The sequence below is a fragment of the Pseudomonas sp. 8O genome, assembly GCF_902506495.1.
Lineage (GTDB): Bacteria > Pseudomonadota > Gammaproteobacteria > Pseudomonadales > Pseudomonadaceae > Aquipseudomonas > Aquipseudomonas chaetocerotis.
In genome coordinates, this window is sequence record NZ_LR733264.1 from 1765137 (window position 1) to 1785224 (window position 20088).

Sequence of the window (20088 nt, forward strand, 5' to 3'; positions counted from 1 at the left end):
CGTCTAGAATGACGCGCAGTATATATGCCCACGCCATCGCACGGGGCAGCGGCCTGCCGCCGATGGCGGGAACTGTGTAATCTGTGCCGCGCACCACCTTCGACCCGGAAGAACAACAATGCTGAAGAAACTGCTTGCCCTGATCGTCATGCTGCTGGCCGCAGCGGCCAGCTACCTGGCCCTCACCCCCAGCCCGATCGATCCGCTGCCCTGGGATGCCGATCCCGCCCCGGCGATGACTGGCGCACTGGAGCCCAACGACACCTTGATGAAGGCCGAGCTGTTGGCACGCGGCCAGGTGCATGGACCGGAAGACACCGCCGTCGATAGCCAGGGCCGGGTATACGCCGGCCTGCATGACGGCCGCATCGTTCGTGTGCTGCAAGATGACAGCCTGGAGACCTTCGCCGACACCGGCGGCCGCCCGCTGGGCATGAACTTCGACGCCAGTGGCAACCTGATCGTCGCCGACGCCTACAAGGGCCTGCTGAGCATCGACCCGCAAGGCGCGATCAAGGTGCTGACCACAGAAGCTGAAGGTTTGCGTTTCGCCTTCACCGACGACCTGGACATCGCCAGCGACGGCACCATCTACTTCAGCGACGCCTCGTCACGCTTCGAACAGCCGGACTACCTGCTCGACCTGCTCGAGGCCCGCCCCCATGGGCGCCTGCTCAGCTACAACCCAGCCAGCGGCGAGACCCGTGTGTTGCTGAAAGACCTGTATTTCGCCAACGGCGTGGCGCTGTCAGCGAACGAGGACTTCGTGCTGGTCAACGAGACCTATCGCTATCGCATCACCCGTTACTGGCTCAAGGGCGACAAGGCCGGCCAGCACGACATCTTCATCGACAACCTGCCCGGCCTGCCGGACAACCTGCAGGGTGACCGCAACGGTACCTTCTGGGTGGCGCTGCCGACACCGCGCAAGGCCGACGCCGACTTCCTCCATCGCCACCCATGGCTCAAGGCGCAACTGGCCAAGCTGCCGCGCGCGCTGTGGCCAAAGGCAATCCCTTACGGCTTCGCCATCGCCCTCAACGAGAACGGCGAGATCATCCGCAGCCTGCATGACACCAGCGGTACGCACCTGCGCATGGTGACCTCGGTGAAACCGGTAGGCGACTACCTGTACTTCGGCAGCCTGGACAACGACCGCATCGGTAAACTGCAGATTCACTGAGCAACGCGGTTGCCCAGGTCAGTCACGACCTGGGCAGCCGGCTCAGATCTTCTGGGCAATCCAGATGGTGTGCCGCGTGCCCCGATTGCCATGGGCATACACCTGCACCGCCTCGCCCTTGAAACCGGCCTTGCGCACCTTCTCCGAGAATGCCCGGTCGGCGCTGGACGACCACACTGCCAGCATGCCCTTGGGCCTCAGCGCCTTGGCGCACTGACGCAGGCCGTCCATGCTGTACAGCCAGTCATTACCCTTCTGGGTCAGCCCTTCGGGGCCGTTATCGACATCCAGCATGATCGCGTCGTAGCACTGCTCGGCGGCCTGCAATACCTTGGCGACGTCCTCCTGGATGATCAACGCACGCGGGTCATTCAACGGATAACCGGACTTCGCCCCCAGCGGGCCACGGTTCCACTCGACCACCCCGGGCACCAGCTCGGCCACCGCCACCTCGGCATCCGCACCCAGATGCTGCAGCGCCGAGGCCAAGGTGAAGCCCATACCCAGACCACCGATCAAGACCCGCACCTGCGGACGGCCGGCAATCTGCTTGCAGGGAATCGCAGCCAGGGCATCTTCCGAGCCGTGCATACGAGTATTCATCAGTTGCCCGCCATCGCCGCCAGCGATCTTGATGACGAAATCTTCGCCGTATTCGAAGAGGTTCAACGCACCATTCGTACCCGGGATCGGAGCGGTGTCGAGCAAGACAAAACGTTTCATGCAGGGCGAAGGCCTGTGTAGCGAGCGTGAGGGCACGCAGCATGCCTGAGCCTGAATCGCTCGAGCAACACAGCCCCGCCAGAAACGACGAAGCCCCGTGTTCTCAAACGGGGCTTCGTGGCCACAGCGATGCTTTTTCAAACTCGTTACAAGGTCAGAGTTTGAGCCTGGTATCAGACCACGCCTTGCGCCAGCATGGCATCGGCAACCTTGACGAAGCCGGCGATGTTGGCGCCTTTGACGTAATTGATGCGGCCGTTCTCTTCACCGTGGTGCACACAGGCATGGTGGATGTTCTGCATGATGCCGTGCAGACGCTCGTCCACCTCGCCGGCGCTCCAGTGCAGGCGCATGGCGTTCTGGCTCATTTCCAGGCCGCTGGTGGCGACGCCACCGGCGTTGGAGGCCTTGCCTGGTGCATAGCAGATGCCGGCCTCGACGAACAAGTCCACCGCCTCCAGAGTCGACGGCATGTTGGCACCTTCGGCCACGCAGATGCAGCCATTCTTCAGCAGTGTGCGAGCGTCCTGACCGTCCAGCTCGTTCTGCGTCGCGCAGGGCAACGCGATATCGCACGCCAGACCCCAGGGGCGCTGCCCAGCGAGAAACTGCAGGCCATAATGCTCGGCCATCTCGCGCAAACGACCGCGACGCACGTTCTTCAGCTCCATCAGGTACTGCCATTGCTCGTCGCTGAGACCACCCTCGGCATACAGCGTGCCTTCGGAGTCGGACATCGAGATCACCCGACCGCCCAGCTCAATAACCTTCTGCGCGGCGTATTGGGCGACGTTGCCGGAGCCGGAAATGGCCACGCGCTTGTCCTCGAAGCCCTGGTCGATACGCTTGAGCATCTCCTGTGCGAAGTACACGCAGCCATAGCCAGTGGCTTCCGGGCGAATCAGGCTGCCGCCGTAGCTCAGGCCCTTACCGGTCAGCACCGAAGTGAACTGGTTGGACAGCCGCTTGTACTGGCCGAACAGGTAACCGATCTCGCGACCGCCAACGCCGATATCACCGGCCGGCACGTCCAGATCGGCGCCGATATGGCGATACAGTTCGGTCATGAAAGACTGGCAGAAGCGCATCACCTCGCCTTCGCTCTTGCCCTTGGGGTCGAAGTCCGCACCGCCCTTGCCGCCGCCCATGGGCAGCGAAGTCAGCGAATTCTTGAATACCTGCTCGAAGGCGAGAAACTTGAGCACGCCCAGGTTCACCGAGGGGTGGAAGCGCAGACCGCCCTTGTATGGGCCGATGGCGCTGCTCATCTGGATGCGGTAGCCGCGGTTGACCTGCACCTGGCCACGGTCATCGACCCATGGCACGCGAAACAGGATGGCGCGCTCCGGCTCGACCATCCGCTCGAGAATGCCAGCCTCGCGATAACGCGCATTGGCTTCGAGGAAGGGCCACAAGCTGCGCACCACCTCCTCCACCGCCTGGTGGAATTCCGGCTGATCGGGGTCGCGCTGTTTCAGGCGCGCCAGGAAAGAATCGACGGACAACGACATGCGGCACCTCGACACCACGCAAATAAAGTGGCCGGCACTCTAGCAGGCAGCAAGGCACCAAAACAGATCAAAATGTCGCCTTGATGAAACTTTTTAGTGCATCAGCCCACATGCCAAGATTGGAAAGACCTCTATGGCGGAATTCACCCGATTTACATGGCGCACCAAATAATGGCCACAAACGCACGAATATCGACCATTGCCTTTGCACCGCTGACGCCACAGCCCTGCCGAATGAGCTGAAAAGGCGCTTTGGTGGTGGAGTATCGAACAGCAGGCCAGGCGGTATGATGCGGCAAACCCGGCTACGAAACAGGAGGCACCATGCCACTCGCGCAACTGATCAGCACGGAACACCTTAAACAACGCCTGGGACAGGAAAACCTGCTGATCCTGGACTGCCGCTTCGCCCTCGAAGACCCGGCATATGGCCGTCGCAGCTACCTGGATGGACATATTCCAGGTGCGCATTTCCTCGATCTCGAACAGGACTTGTCCGCGCCAGTGGTCAAGGGCGTCACCGGTCGTCATCCGCTGCCCGACCCGAGCGCCCTGGTCGAGCGCCTGCGCAGCTGCGGCCTGCGGGCGGACAGCCAGGTGGTGCTGTACGACGATGGTCCTGGCGCCTTCGCCGCACGCGCCTGGTGGTTGCTGCTATGGCTGGGCAAACGTGAGGGCCTGTACCTGCTCGATGGCGGCCTGAAAGCCTGGCGTGAAGCCGGCCAGGAACTGACCATGGCGCCACCGAACAACGCCACCGGCGACTTCTCCGCGCACCCCGACAACAGCCTGCTGCTGACTGCCGATCATCTGGCCCAGCGTTTGGGCAACCCGGACCTGACACTGATCGACGCGCGGGCACTGCCGCGCTTTCGTGGCGAGGTCGAGCCGCTCGACCCGATCGCCGGACACATTCCCGGCGCACAGTGCGCGGCATTCACCGACAACCTGGGTTCCGATGGCCGCTTCCTTCCGGCAGAGGCACTGCGCGAGCGCTTCGACGATCTGCGCGGCGAGCGCCCAGTGAACAATCTGGTGGCTTACTGCGGCTCCGGTGTCACGGCCTGCCACAACCTGTTCGCCATGAGCCTCGCTGGTTACCCGCTGGCACCGCTCTACGCCGGTTCCTGGAGCGAGTGGATCACCGATCCGGCACGGCCGATTGCCACTGGCGACTGACCGGTGGTTTCTAAGCACTAATCGAAATATGCCCAATAACTCAGATCTGGAATCAATTTAAAAACAGTCCTTTACGGCTGAAATATCGCACTAGACTTGAAAATGAGCGGCTAACCCTGCTCCCGGTGGGGCCTTTATCGAAAAACCACTAGAAAAGCTGCCATGCGCCCGGCCCCACCGGTACCCTCTGCGAGGATGCCATGGGAATTGCCGCCTGCGATCTCAGCCAACATGTAATCCGCCCTACCCTGCTCTATCTCGAACGCCATAGCGCCACGGCCGAAGCACTGCTGCTGGGGGCTGCGGCCTGTCAGTCGGCACTGGGCAGCGCGCTGGATACCCCGCAAGGTCACGGCCTGTATCGCATCAGCGAACAGCGCCACCAGATACTCTGGGACCAGCATCTGGCATTCGATCCGCAGCTTGCCAGCCGTGTGCGCGGTCTCGCCAGCCAGCACGCCTTTCTTGAAGCGCCACACGTGGAGCTGACGGTCAACCTGCGCTATGCCACAGCCATTGCCTGGCTACTGGTCGAAAGCGAGAAACTCGAGTTGCCAGCCGCCGACGACCTGCTGGCCCTGGGCCGAATCTGGTGCAAGGTTTTTCAGCCACAGGCTCGTCAGGATGACTTTCTCGATGCCTGGCAACGCTGCGTCGAGCCCGTCAGCCAGGTAGCCTGACCGAATCGTCAGAAAAATCAGCGTGGAAAATCCACGCATTATCAAAACAATTGTCCGACAATCCGCTCTATTTCGGGAACTTCAGCGTCTTGGCAGGGGTCAGGAAAAACTGTAGCGTGCGCCCCCTCGCCTCACCACAGGAGCTTCCCCGTGAGCAAACGTCTTCTCAAGACCGGTCTTGCCATCGCCATCACCGCCACCTCGAGCCATGGTTTCGCCAGCGGCTTCGCCCTCAACGAACAGAGCATTTCCGGCATGGGCACCTCCTTCGCCGGGCGCTCATCATCCGCCGACGACGCCAGCACCGTGTTCGGCAACCCCGCCGGCATGGCGCGCCTCAAGCGCGAAGAAGTGTATGCAGGGGCAGCGGCGATTCATGCCAAGAGCGATATCGACCGAGTCAGTGCCCGCTCTCCGGCCGGCTCGATCAGCGGCGGCAACGACGGCGATATGGTGCCGACCACTGGCGTACCCATGGGCTACTACGTCAAACCGCTGGACGACAAGGTCGCCTTCGGTATCGGCGTCTACGTGCCCTTTGGCCTGATGACCGACTACGAGAGCAGCTTTCAGGGCCGCTACTACGCCGACAAGAGCTATGTGCGGGTGATCACCGTGCAGCCGACCCTGAGCTATCGCTTCAACGACAAGCTGTCGGTGGGTTTCGGCCCGACCTTCAATCACATCGAAGGGGAACTGACCTCCTCGCTGTTCACGCCGCTCGGCGATGGCAAGGTGAAGGTCAAGGGTGATGACGTAGCGGTCGGCTTCAACGCCGGCGTGCTCTACGAGTTCACCCCACAGACCCGCGCCGGCCTGACCTACCACTCGCGCGTCAAGTACGAGCTGGAGGGCGACACCCGTGTCGAAGCGTCGCCGCTGGCCGGCATCGCAGGCAAGTACGACGCCAACCTGGACCTGACCACGCCCGAGTCGGTGGACATGTCCATCACTCACGATCTGAGCGATGCGCTGACGCTGTATGTCGGCAGCACCTGGACGCGCTGGAGCCGCTTCAAGGAAATCCGCGTGGAGAACGACTCTGCAACGCTGCCGGCCAACCTCTCCACCATCGTCGAAGAGCAGAACTGGCACGACACCTGGGCCCATGCGGTCGGCCTGTCGTACAAGGTCAGCCCGCAGTGGACGCTGCGCACCGGTATCGCCATCGACCAATCGCCGACCAACAACGTCGATCGCTCGCCGCGCGTGCCCTCCGGTGACCGCACCATCTTCAGCGTCGGCGCCGGCTGGAGCCCCAACCAGGACATGACCATCGACGTGGCCTACTCCTACCTGCAGGAAGAGTCGGTGGACGTGAACCACGTCAGCGCTACCCGTGGCACCTACCGTGCGCGCTACAAGAACAGCGCTCACGGCCTGGGGGCTTCACTCAGCTACCGCTTCTAATCGAGAAGCGGCATTGGCTAAACTCACGCGGCAGAACAACAATAAAAGCCGCGTGAGAACGTCATGACTGCCCTCTGCACTACCCTGCCCGACAATCTTCGCCTGCTGCTGGTCGACGACCACCGCATCTTCCTCGACGGCCTTTCCCTGGCCTTGTCGCCACTGAGCCAGAACCTGCAGATCCACACCGCGCACAGCGCTGCAGAAGCAGAACAGTGTCTACGCCAGCATGGCTACGACCTGATCCTGCTCGACCTGCGCCTGCCTGACGAACCTGGCATCGAGCTGCTGCAGCGCTGGCTGGCGCGCGGTGAGAGCACGCCGGTGGCGATTCTCAGCGCCAGTGATTCCGCGCTGGAGGCACAAGCGGCGCTGGCCGCTGGCGCACTCGGCTTCATCCCCAAGAGCTCCGATGGAAACGCCCTGCGCCAGGCGGTGACCCGCGTCTTGCTGGGTGAAACCCTGCCGGCGCCAAGCAGCGCCTCACCGCTGACGCCCAGGCAGTTGGAGATTCTCCAGTTATTGGCAGAAGGCTTGCCGAACAAGGCCATCAGCCGCGAGCTGGGCCTGGCCGAAGACACGGTGAAAACTCACCTCAAGGCACTGTTCGAAACCTTCGCCGTGCATACCCGCACCGCCTGCGTCAGCGCCGCCCGTCAGCGCGGCTGGCTGTGATCAGTTGAGTGCCTGGCGCACTTGCAACTGAGTGGCCAGCACCTGACGCAAACGCGCCGGCAACAAGGGCTTGCCCAGGGGAATGACGTGCGCCGGCAGACAGCGTTCATGCAGTTCCGGGCTCAGATCAGCAGTGATCAGCAACGCCGGCAACATCTGCCCTGCCGCCTCGCGCAGTCGCTCGATGGCCTGCAGCCCGTCGCCCCGCTCGGCTAACCGATAGTCGCTGATCAGCAACTGCGGCACCTCCTGACGCAGCGCCTGCAGCGCACCGGCCAGATCGGCGCAGACCTGCACCTGGCAACCCCAGCGACGCAGCAAGCCGGCCATTGCTTCGCGCCCGGTGGCATCGTCTTCGAGCAACAGCACGCGCCCGCGCAATGCCAGCGCAGCATCGACACGTGACGCCGGCGCCGATACCTCAGCCAATGGCAGGCGCAGGACGAAACGCGCACCGGCGTCAGGTCGGGAATGCAGCCGCAGGGGATGCTCCAGCACCTCAGCCAGCTGCCGCACGATGGCCAGGCCGAGACCGAGCCCACGCTCGGCATTGCGCCCGGGATTGTCCAACTGACGAAACTCCTCGAACACCAACGCCTGCTCCGCCTCGCTGAGACCGCGGCCATCGTCCGCCACCTCCAGCACGATCTCGTCGCCATCACGCCGCGCACTCAGCTTCAGGTGCCGCGCCTGTGCGTGTAGCAGCGCATTGTTCAGCAGATTGCGCAGCAGTCGCTCCAGCAGCAGTGGATCGCTGTACACCCCGCACTCGTCACAGTGCAGCTCAAGTTGCAGCCCCTGTTGCTGCGCCTCCGGGGCCACTTCGACAATCAACCGCTCGAGCAATGGGCGCAGGGCGAACGCATGGGGCCTGGCCTGCACGCCACCGGGCAAGGTCAGGCGGGTGTAGTCGAGCAACGATTGCAACAGACGCCCCAGCTGCTCTACCGAAGCGGCCAGACGCGCGCTGATGCGCCGAGTCTGCTGGTCACCGCCCTGCTCCACCAGGTGTTCAGCGTACAACCCCATGGCGTTGAGCGGCTGACGCAGGTCGTGACTGGCAGCCGCCAGCAGGCGCAACTTGCGTGCGTCATCGGCTTCGGCGCGCTGGCGCGCCAGGTCGAGCAAGCGCAGGTTCAACCAGGCACCACGTTGCCCGTGCTCCTGCATGTAGGCGCCCACGCTGCCGATCAGGTTGGCGCAGAACAGAAACAGGCCCTGATAGGCCAGTTCGCCGCCGGTTTCACCGAACAGCACGCCCATGCCGATGAAGAGCAGGCAGAAGCTCCAGCTGCACAGGCTGATCGCACGAAACGACAGCCCCAGCAGGGCGTAACCGAACAGCAGGATGAGAAACAGGCCGTCGTAGGGCATCGCCACGCCCTGCTGCCAGCACAGGTGCACGATCAGCGCGACGCTGAAACCGTTGACCCAGTAGGCTGCGGCGTAGGCCAACGGCACCCTGGCAGGCGGCACATCGCGGCGTCGACAGTAGAAAAAGGACAGCACCACCGCGGCCAGCGCCAGCAGGCGCAACGGTAACACCGAGAGACTGACCGTCAGCGGCATCAGCAGAAAATCCAGCAGCGCATAGATGAGCTGAAACAAGGCGGCGGTAGGCGCGATCAGGGGCAGACGTCGAAGAATGCGCTGCACCCGATGCTCGGCAAACCCCGCCTCCAGCTCGACGACGAAACGCAGCGAGCGATAGCCTCGGCGCTGCTGGGCCAACAGCAGGCGCTCGCTCATGGGGGGCATCCGTCAGGGGTCGAGCGGCTCCGGCTGCTTCGCGGCAATGGCGTCATAGGTTTCCACACGGTGTCGGTCTTCACTGCTGAACAGCCGCTCGCGCAGCTGCCGCTGCATTTGCTCGCCATCTACCTCGCTCAGCCCCCGACCTTGCAGGCTGGCCAACTCATTGCGATAGGCCTGGTAATGCTGCTGCCAGTCGCGCTCGCGACGCTGCTCATCGAGCAGGCGCTGCACGGTGTCCGGATCATAGGTCATCGCCAGGAACTCGCGCACCTGTTGCTCGTCCGCACCATCACGCCAGAGTTGCTCGCTGCGCTGCAGTTGCTCCAGGGCCAGCTGCTGGCGTTGCTCGCTTGCTCGCAGCGCATCGGGCAGACGCTCACGCAACTGTTCGAGCATCTGCGTGCGCTGCGCCTCGCCGAGGTCATCACGCTGCTGCACTGCCAGGCTATCGAGGGTGTAACGGGCATAGGCCTGTTCGGCGCCGAACAGCGCTTCCTGCGCAGTGGCAGAAAAATGTACGCGGCGCAGCTCGTCCAAACGCGCGAAAGCCGACTGCAGGGCCTGCAGCTGAGCCTGCGGTTCGACCTGCTGCCGAGCATCCAGCGGCTGCTGCATCAGCGCCATGCTGGCGCGCTTGTAGTCCAGGTAATCACCCAGCAGGCTGATCATCTGCCCAAGCGCCGGTTCCGGCAGACGCCGTCTTGCATCAGCCAATAACGCCTCGATCACCGCATCGAGCCCGGAATGATCGACCGCGCTGAGGAAGTAATCGAAGTAATCGCGAACCGCCAGATCCAGCAGCAGATTGCCGGCCGCGTCGGTACGCAGCTGGCCATCCACCTCGGTACCGGCCAGGCTGGGCAAGGTCATGGCTATTGCCGGTTGCGCCTCGGCGGGCGCCTTGGCGGCGGAAGCCGAAACCTGCTCGATCGACGACTGCCGTGACGGTACGGCGACAGTGGCAGCAGGCTGTACTTCAGGCACTGCAGGCGGCCAACGCCAGTACAGGGTCAGGCCGCCAGCCAGCAACACGGCAACCAGGGAAAGACCGAAGAATCTGGACATGCGACCTCACTGCGGCGAGTTGCCCCGCCGCGCTCATCAGGATCAGACGCCCTTGTTCTTCAGGCGATTGGCATGCTGGCGATACAGCGATACCGGCTCGGTCCAGCCGCGAATACCGAACAGGTGGTTGATCGCATCGACGTGATTCATGTTGTAGCTGTCGCCGATCACCTGACCCAGATAGGTGGAGCAGACGCCTACCAGGCCGTCGTTCTTCTCGCTGCCGAACACCAGGCCAGTGAAGGCCAGGAAGGGATCGGCCGCGTCGAGCACGTTGGTATAGGCGGCATTACCGGTCCAGGAGTAATAGCGGATGCTGTGCCCGCGCACGCTGTGCACCTCGCTGGACTTGGCGCAGTAGCTGCTGGTGTTGACGCCCCACGGGTGGCGACTGTTCAGCGCATTGGTGCCTGCGGTGGTCAGGGTGCCCAGCGCGTTGATGCCGTTTTGCGGGTTGCTCGACCCGGACAACAGATTGATCACCGCACCAAGGGCGTTGGCGATGGCATTGGCGCCGCCTTCGATACCACTGCCTGGCGGTAGCACGCCGCGCACCACGTCAGCGACCTTGGAGCCCTTGTTGACACCATTGATCGAGGTCACCGAGGCCACCAGATCCGGTCGCAGCGAAGCCGCCACGCGTGATGTCGGCGAGCCCTGACTGTGGCCGATCAGGTTGACCTTGCCACCACCGGCTGTAGCCCAGGGCACGATCTGCCGGGCCAGCTCGGCGCCGCGCTGCTCGCTGTCATTGAAGGCAGCGACACTGGCGACGTGTACCCGGGCGCCATCGCGCTCGAGGTTCCAGGGAATGGTATGGAAGTAATTGACCAGCCCGCCGATGGTATTGAATCCGGTCACGCCGTGTACCAGCACGATCGGATATCGGGTCTTGGTGTAGTTGGCCTGGGCATCGACGGCACCAAGCAGAGCGAGTGTTGCAAGGGCAGTTGTATAGACGCGACGCATGGGTGCCTCCTTATTGTTCTTGTGGGCACGCCGGTTGAACTGCGTCCGGCGCCTGGCCAGTCTAGGCAGGCAGACGGACACGGCCCATCGCCCAGATGGGTGAAGGGCCGTGAAGCGAAAAGGCTCAGAGCCTGTTCAGAGAATCTCAGGGTTGCGAGGCGATGGCCTTTTCGACGGCCGCGATCAGCTCGGGATCGTCAGGCTTGGTCAGGCTGGAGAAACTCGCCACCACCTTGCCCTGACGGTCGACCACGTACTTGAAGAAGTTCCAGCGCGGCTGCCGACTCTGCTCGGCCAGGCCCTTGAACAATGGGATGGCATTGGCACCGGAAACCGGCTGCGGTTCGGTCATGGCGAAGGTCACGCCATAGTCGACGTAGCAGACGGTGGCCGTCTCCTTGCTGTCGGCCGATTCCTGACGGAAGTCGTCGGACGGCACGCCGAGCACTTCCAGGCCCTGATCCTTGTAGCGCTGGTAAAGCGCTTCGAGCCCTTTGAACTGCGGGGTGAAGCCGCAGAAGCTGGCGGTATTGACCACCACCAGCGGCTTGCCCGCGTACTGGCAGAGATCGATGCTGGCGTCCTTGCTGCGCAGTTTGGGCAGCTCCCCCTGGAGCATGGCCGGGCACTCTGCGGCCAGCGCTGGCAACGCCAGGCTGGACAGCAACAGGGAACAGGCAAGACGACGAAGAGACATGGCAGTGACCTCAGGCGATGACGCGATCTCACCACGCTACTCGCAGGCCCAACCGCAAGCAACTAGCAGATACCGACGCCCAACTGCAGCAGAGCCAACCCACCCTGACGCCAGCCCCACCAGGCCAACGCCAACAACAGGCCAAGGCCAAGCGTCAGAGCGGCGAAGAGCAGTACCTTGTGGCTCACGCCGGCGCACCTTGCAGACGCGCCACCGGCACCTCACGCACCGGCCAGTTCAGCGCTGCAGCCATCACACTCAGACCGATGGAGATCTGCCAGACCAGGTCGTAGCTGCCGGTGGTGTCATAGAGGTAGCCACCCAGCCAGCCACCCAGGAAGGAGCCGAGCTGGTGGAACAGGAAGACGATACCGCCGAGCATCGACAAATTGCGCACCCCGAACAGGGTCGCCACGGTGCCGTTGGTCAGCGGTACCGTGGACAGCCACAAAAGGCCCATGGCGATGCCGAACAGGTAGGCGCTCCACTGCGTCAGCGGCGCCAGCAGAAACAGCGTGATCACTACCCCACGCAGCAGATACAGGATACTGAGCAGGCGCGGCTTGGACATGCGCCCACCGAGCCAGCCAGCGATGTAGGTGCCAAAAATGTTGAACAGCCCCACCAACGCCAGCACCGTGGTGCCAGTCAGCGCTGGCAGGTGGTGATCGACCAGATAGGCCGGCAGGTGTACGGCGACGAACACCACCTGAAAGCCACAGACGAAGAAGCCCAGCGCCAGCAGCCAGAAACCTGAGTGACTGGTCGCCTCACGCAGCGCTTCGACCAGCGTCTGCTGCGGACCATTGGTCACGGGTGGCGGTGCTTCCTTGATCATCACTGCCAGCGGAATCATCAACGCCACCAGCAGCCCCAGGGCCAGCAGTGCCGCCGACCAGCCGAGCCAACTGATCAGACCCAGCGTGCCCGGCAGCATGGCGAATTGACCGAAGGAGCCAGCCGCGGCAGCGATGCCCATGGCCATGCTGCGTTTCTCCGGCGGCACGGCGCGACCGACCACGCCGAGAATCACCGAGAACGACGTACCGGACAGACCGATGCCGATCAGCAGACCTGCGCTCAGCGATAACGACAGCGGCGAGTCGGCCATGCCCATGCAAACCAGACCCAGCACGTAGAGCACGCCGCCGATGACGATAGCCTTGCGCGCACCGAAACGGTCGGCCAGCGCGCCGGTGATCGGCTGGGCCAGGCCCCAGATCAGGTTCTGCAGGGCGATGGCGAAGGCGAACACTTCACGGCCCCAGCCGAACTCGGCACTCATCGGCGGCAGGAACAGGCCGAAGCCATGGCGAGTGCCGAGCGACAACGCCAGGATCAGCGATGCGCCGAGCAGCAGCCAGGTGGTTGAACGCCATACAGTTGTCATCGGTATCTCCAGCGGACGGTCGCCAGCGACCGTGTAGGCAGTGATGCGGCCATCAGGCCAGTTCTTCGAGCAGGCTCATCAGCTCGGCGCGGCGATCTGCGCCCAACCGGGCATTGAGCTCACGCTGCACCTGCTCCCACAGCGGCAGCGCCTGTTCGATGCGTTGCAGGCCGGCTTCTGTGAGCCGTACCTCGCGAGCGCGCAAATCGCGCCCTTCTCCCAGTTGCACCAGCCCCTGATCCTCCAGCACCCGCAGGTTGCGCCCGAGCGTACTGCGATCGAGCCCCATGGCTTCGGCGAGCAGGGAAATGCTCGGCTCACCGAGCCGCTGCACATGACGTAGCAGGGAAAACTGCGCGGCACCGAGCCCGACGGCCGCGAGAGCATCGTCGTAACGGCGCGTGACACCCCGGCTGGCGCGGCGCAATTGGGTACAGAGACAGGAGGTCGGCAACATGAATGCAGGTATATACCCGCATCAGCGATTGGCACTCATACAGTTGCCGGCCGCCTCGCCATAACAGTTGAGATCAGAGACTCAGGGCCAGCGCCAGAAGCACCGTGCACTCGGCCAGTTCGACCAGCGCACCGGCCGTATCGCCCGTGGTACCACCGAGGCGCGACAGCAACGCGCGGCGCAGCCAGATGAACAGCAGCAAGCCAGTCGCCAACGCCAGCAGCCCCGGCCAGCCGAACAGCAGCATGCCCAGTAGATGCGCGCCCAGCACCCAGGGCAGTTGTTCGCGCGGCAGATGATCGACCAGGGCCTGGCCCAGCCCACCGGCCCGCACGTAGGGCGTGGTTGCCAGCAGCAGCGGCAACAGGCTGCGCCCCAGCCAGGGCAGTAGCAACAGGTAGATGCCCTGCCCGGCTTGCAAGAGCGTGAATAGCGCAGCGAATTTGAGCAGCAGCATCAGCATCAGCACCACGACCGCAATGGGACCGCTGCGCGGGTCCTTCATGATTGCCAGGGTACGTTCGCGATCACCGAAACCACCGACCCAGGCATCAGCCGTGTCGGCCAGGCCGTCCAGATGCAGGCCGCCGCTCAGCCCCACCCAAAGCGCCAGAATGATCGCTGCCTGCAATAACGCCGATGTCTGCCCCAACAGCAGATGAGCGCCCCACAACAGCAGGCCGAGTAGCACTCCAACAGCCGGATACCAGAGCAGCGAGCGCCCCACCTGCTCAGGCGTCGGCATCCCCGGCAAGCTGACTGGCAGGCGCGTGAGGAACTGCAAGGCGATCAGCAACGCGATCATGGCAACTCCGCCAGTTGCCCCTCGGCATCCAGGCTCAGGCGAAAACGCTGGGCATAGCCGACGTTGACCTGCAGCAGATCCTGGCGTGGCAGGCCGCGCGCGCGCGCCAGCAACAGGCGCATCACGCCGCCGTGAGTGACCAGCAGCAGCCGCTCACCCGCATGGCGCTGCTGTAACCGCTGCAAGGCAGCCAGCACACGTGCTTCGAACTGCAGCAACGGCTCGCCATTCGGCGGTGTGAACGCATAGGGATCGGCCCAGAAGCGGCCCAGCGCCTCAGCATCGCTGTCCATCAGCTGTGCAGCAGTGCGCCCTTCCCAATCACCGAAATGCAGCTCTTGCAGATCAGCCTCGTAGTGCAGCGGCAAGGCATTGGCCAGCGCAACTTCCTCGGCGAAACGCGCGCAGCGCTGCAGTGGCGAGCTGACCAGGCGATCCCAGGGGCCGGCGCCCTGCACCGCGTCGCGCAGCTGCGCCCAACCCTGCTCGGTCAGCGCATCATCCAGGCTGCCACGCAGCCCACCACCCAGCTCGGTCTCACCGTGACGCAGCAATTCCAGATGCAGCATCAGCTCGGTCTCTCGGCGACAGCAGCTTCGGCGAAGGTCGCCATCTGCCCGTGCAGGGCACAGGCCAGACGCAGCAGCGGTACTGCCAGCGCGGCGCCACTGCCCTCACCCAGGCGCAGGCCCAGCTCCAGCAGCGGCTCGGCCTCCAGCGCCTGCAACACGCGAACATGACCCGGCTCGGCGCCATGGTGGGCGAACAGCAGCCAGTCGCGGCAGCCGGGATTCAGGCGCACGGCGAGCATCGCCGCGACACTGCAGATAAAGCCATCGACCAATACCGCGACGCCCTGCTGCGCAGCGGCCAGATAGGCGCCGGTGAGCGCGGCGATCTCGAAGCCACCCAGGTGTATCAGCGCCTGCAACGGCCCGTCGATCTGCGCCCGGTGCAGGGCCAACGCGGCATCGATCACCCGCGCTTTGTGCGCCACGCCGGCGCCGTCCAGCCCGGTGCCGGGGCCTGCCAGTTCACTCGCCGGGCACCTCAGCAGCCAGCAGGCCAGCGCCGCCGCCGCCGTGGTATTGCCGATGCCCATCTCGCCACCGACGAACAGATCGCAACCGCTGGCGCGCGCGCGCTGGATGCTGTCGCGACCGGCCTCCAGGCAGATCATCACCTGAGCCAAGGTCATGGCCGGGTCACGGGCGAAGTTTTGCGTCCCGGCACCGACCTGCAGATGACGCACGCCTGGCAGCGGCGGCAAGGGTTCGGCAGTACCCAGGTCGATCACCTCGAGCGCCGCATCCAGCTGACGCGCCAGTACGCTGATCGCCGCACCGCCCGTGACGAAGTTGGCCAGCATCTGCCCCGTCACCGCCTGCGGGTAGGCAGAAATCCCTTCGGCCACAACGCCATGGTCACCGGCAAAGATGGCGATCCACAATGTGTCCAGGCTAGGCCGCTCGCGCCCCTGCAGCGCAGCCAGATGGACCGCGAGACTCTCCAGCCGCCCCAGCGAACCCGCCGGTTTGGTCAATTGCTGCTGACGCGTCTCGGCCTTGCCCCGCGCAACATGATCGAGCGGCTGACAAGGCCCTTGCCACCATTGCAGGCTCATAACGCATTCCCCTTCAACACCGTGGGCAAACCGGCGACTGTGAACAGCACGCGCTGGCTGCGCTCAGCCAGCGCCTGGTGCAGCCAGCCGGCCTCATCGACATAACGGCGGGTCAGCTCGCCCAGCGGCACCACACCCAGCCCGGTTTCGTTGCTGACCAGCAGGATGCGCCCGGGCAGCCCATTCACGCAGCCAAGCAGCGCATCGCGTTCGGCCGCCAGCCGAGCCGGATCGTCCTGCATCAGCAGATTGGTCAGCCACAGGGTCAGGCAGTCCACCAGCAGGCAACGCCCGGGCGCGGCCTGTTCGCGCAGTACATGGGCCAGCGCCAGCGGTTCCTCGACCAGCGCCCAGTGCGCCGGACGACGCGCGCGATGCTGAGCGACGCGCGCATTCATCTCGCCATCGAGCGGCTGGCTGGTGGCGATGTAAACGACGTCCAACCCGGACTCGTCGGCCAGCTTCTCCGCCAGCCGGCTCTTGCCGGAACGGGCACCGCCGAGGATCAATTCAAGCATGCTTCCATCCACATTCATTTCTCCCCGTAGGAACGAGCTCTGCTCGTGTACGGGACATAAAAGCTTCGCGAGCAGAGCTCGCTCCTACAGGCCGCAAAGTGCCCTGAGTTTTTCGGTATCCAGATGCAGTTCCACCTGATCGGCCAGGCGCTCGATATCGCGCTCGCGCAACGCCTGATAATCCACGGTCTGCACCTCATGCAACCCGGCCCAGTGCAACAGTGCGGCGAGCGCCGACGGTTGCTCAAACAGACCGTGCAGATAGGTGCCGAGCACCTGGCCATCGGCACTGAGGCCGCCGTCGCTGCGGCCGTCATCGAGCTGCACGGCGCCGTTGAGACCGGGACCGCGACTGACGCCGGCATGAATCTCGTAGCCGCTGACATCAGCCTGCTGCAGACACAGCTGGCCGCGCACGTTACGCAGCTGTTTTTCCGGCTCCAGCAGCGTCTCGAAATCCAGCAGGCCGAGGCCCTCGCTGCTGCCGGCCGCGCCTTCCAGAGCATGCGGGTCGTGAATCTGCCGGCCGAGCATCTGCAGGCCACCACAGATGCCCAGCAGCTTGCCGCCATAGCGCAGGTGGCGGGCGATGGCCGTGTCCCAGCGCTGCTCCCGCAGGCGCGCGAGATCGGCGCGCACACTCTTGGAGCCCGGCAGGATGATCAGGTCGGCCGGCGGGATGGCCTGGCCCGGGCCGACGAAGGTCAATTGCACCTGCGGATGCAGGCGCAACGGGTCGAAATCGGTGTGGTTGCTGATACGCGGCAGCACCGGTACCACTACGCGCAACGCCTGCGCATCCTTGGCCTGCTGACGGGTATCGACGGCGTCCTCGGCTTCCAGGTGGAAATCCATCAGGTATGGCAGCACGCCGAGCACCGGCTTGGCGGTGCGCTGCTCCAGCCAGTCCAGCCCCGGCTTGAGCAACGCGATGTCACCGCGAAAACGATTGATCACGAAGCCCTGGATGCGCGCCTGCTCGCTCGGACTGAGCAGTTCCAGAGTGCCGACCAGATGGGCGAACACGCCACCCTTGTCGATGTCCGCGATCAGGATCACCGGGCAATCCACCGCTTCGGCAAAGCCCATGTTGGCGATGTCACCGGCACGCAGGTTGATCTCGGCCGGCGAGCCGGCCCCCTCGACCAGCACCAGCTCATGACGCTCGTGCAAACGGGCGTGGGACTCCAGCACCGCCGCCATGGCCACCGGCTTGTAGCCGTGATAGGTCAATGCCTGCATGTTGCCGATGGCGCGGCCGTGGATGATCACCTGGGCGCCCATGTCGCTGTTGGGCTTGAGCAGCACCGGATTCATGTCGGTATGCGGCGCCAGGCCGGCCGCTTGCGCCTGCACCGCCTGTGCCCGGCCGATCTCGCCGCCATCAGCGGTCACCGCGGAGTTGAGCGCCATGTTCTGCGGTTTGAACGGCGCCACGGACACGCCCTGGCGCCGCGCCCAACGACACAGCGCCGTCACCAGTGTGCTTTTGCCGGCATCGGACGTGGTGCCCTGCACCATCAGGGTGGCCATCAGGGCGTTTCCTCGAGACTCGCCAGTATCGGCGCGCACTCCAGCAACCCTTGCTGCAGACGCCGCCAACCTGCCTCGTCGGCAGGCAGGCCGAAGCGCAGGCTGTCCAGCTCGGTAAATAGCCGGACCAGAATACCGCGCCGCGCCAGCAGCTCGGCGCAAGGCACCGCGCGGCGGGTGCAGCAGAACTGGAACAGCGACGAGCCACCGGTCGATGGCAAGCCGCATTCACGCAGCAAGGCGGCCAGGCGCTCGCCATCGGCCAACAGGCGCTCGCGTTGGCGGCGCTGCCCGTCGCCATCGACCAGCAGGCTGCGCGCCACGCTTCGTGCCGGACCGCTGACCGCCCAGGGCCCGAGCAGCGCCTCCAGCTCATCCAGCATGGCCTGCGCGGCCAGAACGAAGCCCAGCCGTAAGCCCGCCAGACCGAAGAACTTGCCGAACGAGCGCAGCACGATCAGCCCCGGCATGTCGCTGTAAGCGGCCAGACTGTGCTCCGGCGTGCAATCGATGAAGGCTTCGTCGACCACCAGCCAGCCGCCGCGCTCGGCCAGTTCGTCGTGCCAGTCAAGCAGGCGCGCCGGCTCGATAAGGCGGCCGGTCGGATTATTGGGGTTGACCACCAGCAATACATCCAGTTGCGGCAGCGCGCGAGGCACCGAGCCCTCGCTCAGCTTGATCACCCGATGTCCCTCGCGTCGCCAGGCGGCAGCGTGCTCGGCATAGGTCGGCGCGAGGATACCCACGCTGCTGTGCCCGCGAAGACGCGGCAAGGCCTGTATCGCCGCCTGCGAACCGGCCACCGGCAGCAGGCTGACGGCACCGTAATAATCGCGCGCCGCCTGCTCCAGGCCGTCATCCGCTTCAGGCAGGCGCGCCCAGGCCGAGCACGGTACCGCCGGCAGATCCCAACCGTAGGGTGCAACCCCGGTGGACAGATCCAGCCAGTCCTCCAGCGGGATGCCATAGCGCTGCGCCGCTGCGCGCAGACGACCTCCATGCTCAAGCAACCCAAACCTCCCAAACGATCAGGCATAACAGCCACAAACCAACGCCGGCGATGACTCTGTTCATCGCCCGTTCGATATCCCGCGCCCGCGGCGGTGGGCCTTCGCCCAATTGTGGGCGTTCATGCACCTCGCCGTGATACTCCGCCGCACCGCCCAGACTCACGCCCAGGCTTCCGGCACCAGCGGCCATCACTGGGCCAGCATTGGGACTGTCCCACAAGGGCGCCTGCCGGCGCCAGCAGCGCAGGGCCAGGACAGTACGCCCAAGCAGCGCATAGGTCAGCGCCACCAGGCGCGCCGGGATGTAATTGAGCACGTCATCGATCTTTGCCGCGGCCCAACCAAAACGCTCGAAGCGTTCGTTGCGATAGCCCCACATGGCATCGAGCGTGTTGCTCAGGCGGTACAGGACGACGCCCGGCGCGCCAGCGACGATGAACCAGAACAAGGCGGCGAACACCGCATCGGAGCCGTTCTCCAGCACCGACTCGGTGCCGGCGCGGGCCACCCCGGTTGCGTCCAGCTCGGCGGTATTGCGGCTGACCATCCAGCCGACGCGCTCACGCGCCAGGGCCAGGTCGCCCAGACGCAGCGCGCAGGCCACCGGTTGCGCGTGCTCGTACAGGCTGCGCAGGCCAAGGGCGAAGTACAGGGCGACAATCTCCACCGCCCAGCCAAACGGGGTCACGTGCAGCAATAGCCAGGTGAGCAGGGTCAGCGGCAGCACCGCCAGGCACCAGGCCGTTACGCCATGGCTGCGCCAGCCGCCGCCGGCCGGGTTGAAGCGCTGCTCCAGGCGCCCCGCCAGGCGACCGAAAGCCACCAGCGGATGCGCGCGCCGAGGCTCGCCCAGCACGGCATCCAGCGCCACGCCGGCGCAGGTGATCAGTGCCAGGCTCATCGT

Annotated in this window: 21 protein-coding genes; 5 read left to right on the forward strand and 16 right to left on the reverse strand. The window is 64.7% G+C overall.

Going from position 1 to position 20088, the window contains the following annotated elements:
- The first annotated feature begins 121 nt into the window (after nucleotides 1-121).
- Nucleotides 122-1183, forward strand: a complete 1062-nt coding sequence (locus GV002_RS10865; protein ID WP_160018926.1) for an SMP-30/gluconolactonase/LRE family protein — start codon at nucleotides 122-124, stop codon at nucleotides 1181-1183.
- Nucleotides 1184-1225: 42 nt separating this feature from the next.
- Here the strand turns inward: GV002_RS10865 and GV002_RS10870 are convergent, their stop codons facing one another.
- The gene (locus GV002_RS10870; RefSeq protein ID WP_160018325.1) at nucleotides 1226-1906 is read right to left on the reverse strand and encodes a spermidine synthase; all 681 of its coding nucleotides are present in this window, start codon (nucleotides 1904-1906) and stop codon (nucleotides 1226-1228) included.
- A 173-nt stretch (nucleotides 1907-2079) separates the two neighbouring features.
- The gene (gene gdhA / locus GV002_RS10875; RefSeq protein WP_160018327.1) at nucleotides 2080-3417 is read right to left on the reverse strand and encodes an NADP-specific glutamate dehydrogenase; all 1338 of its coding nucleotides are present in this window, start codon (nucleotides 3415-3417) and stop codon (nucleotides 2080-2082) included.
- Nucleotides 3418-3741: 324 nt separating this feature from the next.
- Here gdhA and GV002_RS10880 point away from each other — a divergent pair, with 324 nt between their 5' ends.
- The 4 genes from GV002_RS10880 (at nucleotide 3742) to GV002_RS10895 (ending at nucleotide 7361) form a co-directional block, all read left to right on the forward strand.
- The gene (locus GV002_RS10880; protein WP_160018329.1) at nucleotides 3742-4596 is read left to right on the forward strand and encodes a sulfurtransferase; all 855 of its coding nucleotides are present in this window, start codon (nucleotides 3742-3744) and stop codon (nucleotides 4594-4596) included.
- A 200-nt stretch (nucleotides 4597-4796) separates the two neighbouring features.
- Nucleotides 4797-5276 carry a hypothetical protein gene (locus tag GV002_RS10885; protein WP_160018331.1) on the forward strand — a complete coding sequence of 160 codons (480 nt, stop codon included), beginning with the start codon at nucleotides 4797-4799 and terminating at the stop codon, nucleotides 5274-5276.
- 150 nt (nucleotides 5277-5426) lie between these two features.
- Complete coding sequence (locus GV002_RS10890) at nucleotides 5427-6686, forward strand: OmpP1/FadL family transporter (protein ID WP_160018333.1); 1260 nt, start codon at nucleotides 5427-5429, stop codon at nucleotides 6684-6686.
- A gap of 63 nt (nucleotides 6687-6749) precedes the next feature.
- Entirely contained in the window at nucleotides 6750-7361 is a 612-nt protein-coding gene (locus tag GV002_RS10895) for a response regulator transcription factor (protein ID WP_160018335.1), read from the forward strand.
- On the opposite strand, the gene GV002_RS10900 is transcribed toward GV002_RS10895, so the two are convergent.
- From GV002_RS10900 to cbiB, 14 genes are all read right to left on the reverse strand, one after another.
- Nucleotides 7362-9110: a hybrid sensor histidine kinase/response regulator gene (locus tag GV002_RS10900; RefSeq protein ID WP_160018337.1), complete on the reverse strand. Its 1749-nt coding sequence runs from the start codon at nucleotides 9108-9110 to the stop codon at nucleotides 7362-7364. It lies immediately after the preceding gene.
- Between the two features lie 12 nt (nucleotides 9111-9122).
- The gene (locus tag GV002_RS10905) at nucleotides 9123-10181 is read right to left on the reverse strand and encodes a lipase secretion chaperone (protein WP_160018339.1); all 1059 of its coding nucleotides are present in this window, start codon (nucleotides 10179-10181) and stop codon (nucleotides 9123-9125) included.
- 42 nt (nucleotides 10182-10223) lie between these two features.
- Nucleotides 10224-11150 (reverse strand): esterase/lipase family protein, encoded by a 927-nt coding sequence (locus tag GV002_RS10910; protein ID WP_046492811.1) that lies wholly within the window; start codon nucleotides 11148-11150, stop codon nucleotides 10224-10226.
- A 145-nt stretch (nucleotides 11151-11295) separates the two neighbouring features.
- Nucleotides 11296-11847 (reverse strand): glutathione peroxidase, encoded by a 552-nt coding sequence (locus GV002_RS10915; protein WP_160018341.1) that lies wholly within the window; start codon nucleotides 11845-11847, stop codon nucleotides 11296-11298.
- 62 nt (nucleotides 11848-11909) lie between these two features.
- On the reverse strand, nucleotides 11910-12035 hold the full coding sequence (locus GV002_RS24310; protein ID WP_256667088.1) for a hypothetical protein: 126 nt from the start codon (nucleotides 12033-12035) through the stop codon (nucleotides 11910-11912).
- A complete protein-coding gene (locus tag GV002_RS10920) occupies nucleotides 12032-13237 on the reverse strand; it encodes an MFS transporter (protein WP_046492813.1) in 1206 nt (401 codons plus the stop codon). The genes GV002_RS24310 and GV002_RS10920 overlap by 4 nt, the downstream gene beginning before the upstream one ends.
- Nucleotides 13238-13289: 52 nt before the next feature.
- Entirely contained in the window at nucleotides 13290-13694 is a 405-nt protein-coding gene (locus GV002_RS10925) for a MarR family winged helix-turn-helix transcriptional regulator (protein ID WP_160018343.1), read from the reverse strand.
- A 73-nt stretch (nucleotides 13695-13767) separates the two neighbouring features.
- Nucleotides 13768-14499 (reverse strand): adenosylcobinamide-GDP ribazoletransferase, encoded by a 732-nt coding sequence (locus GV002_RS10930; RefSeq protein ID WP_160018345.1) that lies wholly within the window; start codon nucleotides 14497-14499, stop codon nucleotides 13768-13770.
- Nucleotides 14496-15068, reverse strand: coding sequence for an alpha-ribazole phosphatase family protein (cobC, locus tag GV002_RS10935; protein WP_160018347.1), 573 nt, complete (start codon nucleotides 15066-15068; stop codon nucleotides 14496-14498). Before cobC ends, GV002_RS10930 begins: the two co-directional genes overlap by 4 nt.
- Nucleotides 15068-16123: a nicotinate-nucleotide--dimethylbenzimidazole phosphoribosyltransferase gene (gene cobT, locus GV002_RS10940; protein ID WP_160018349.1), complete on the reverse strand. Its 1056-nt coding sequence runs from the start codon at nucleotides 16121-16123 to the stop codon at nucleotides 15068-15070. The genes cobC and cobT overlap by 1 nt, the downstream gene beginning before the upstream one ends.
- Nucleotides 16120-16641: a bifunctional adenosylcobinamide kinase/adenosylcobinamide-phosphate guanylyltransferase gene (gene cobU / locus GV002_RS10945; RefSeq protein ID WP_160018351.1), complete on the reverse strand. Its 522-nt coding sequence runs from the start codon at nucleotides 16639-16641 to the stop codon at nucleotides 16120-16122. The genes cobT and cobU overlap by 4 nt, the downstream gene beginning before the upstream one ends.
- 84 nt (nucleotides 16642-16725) lie before the next feature.
- Nucleotides 16726-18174, reverse strand: coding sequence for a cobyric acid synthase (locus tag GV002_RS10950; RefSeq protein WP_160018353.1), 1449 nt, complete (start codon nucleotides 18172-18174; stop codon nucleotides 16726-16728).
- Nucleotides 18174-19184: a threonine-phosphate decarboxylase CobD gene (gene cobD, locus GV002_RS10955; RefSeq protein ID WP_160018355.1), complete on the reverse strand. Its 1011-nt coding sequence runs from the start codon at nucleotides 19182-19184 to the stop codon at nucleotides 18174-18176. Before cobD ends, GV002_RS10950 begins: the two co-directional genes overlap by 1 nt.
- Nucleotides 19177-20085 (reverse strand): adenosylcobinamide-phosphate synthase CbiB, encoded by a 909-nt coding sequence (gene cbiB / locus GV002_RS10960; RefSeq protein WP_160018357.1) that lies wholly within the window; start codon nucleotides 20083-20085, stop codon nucleotides 19177-19179. Before cbiB ends, cobD begins: the two co-directional genes overlap by 8 nt.
- Nucleotides 20086-20088: the final 3 nt, after the last annotated feature.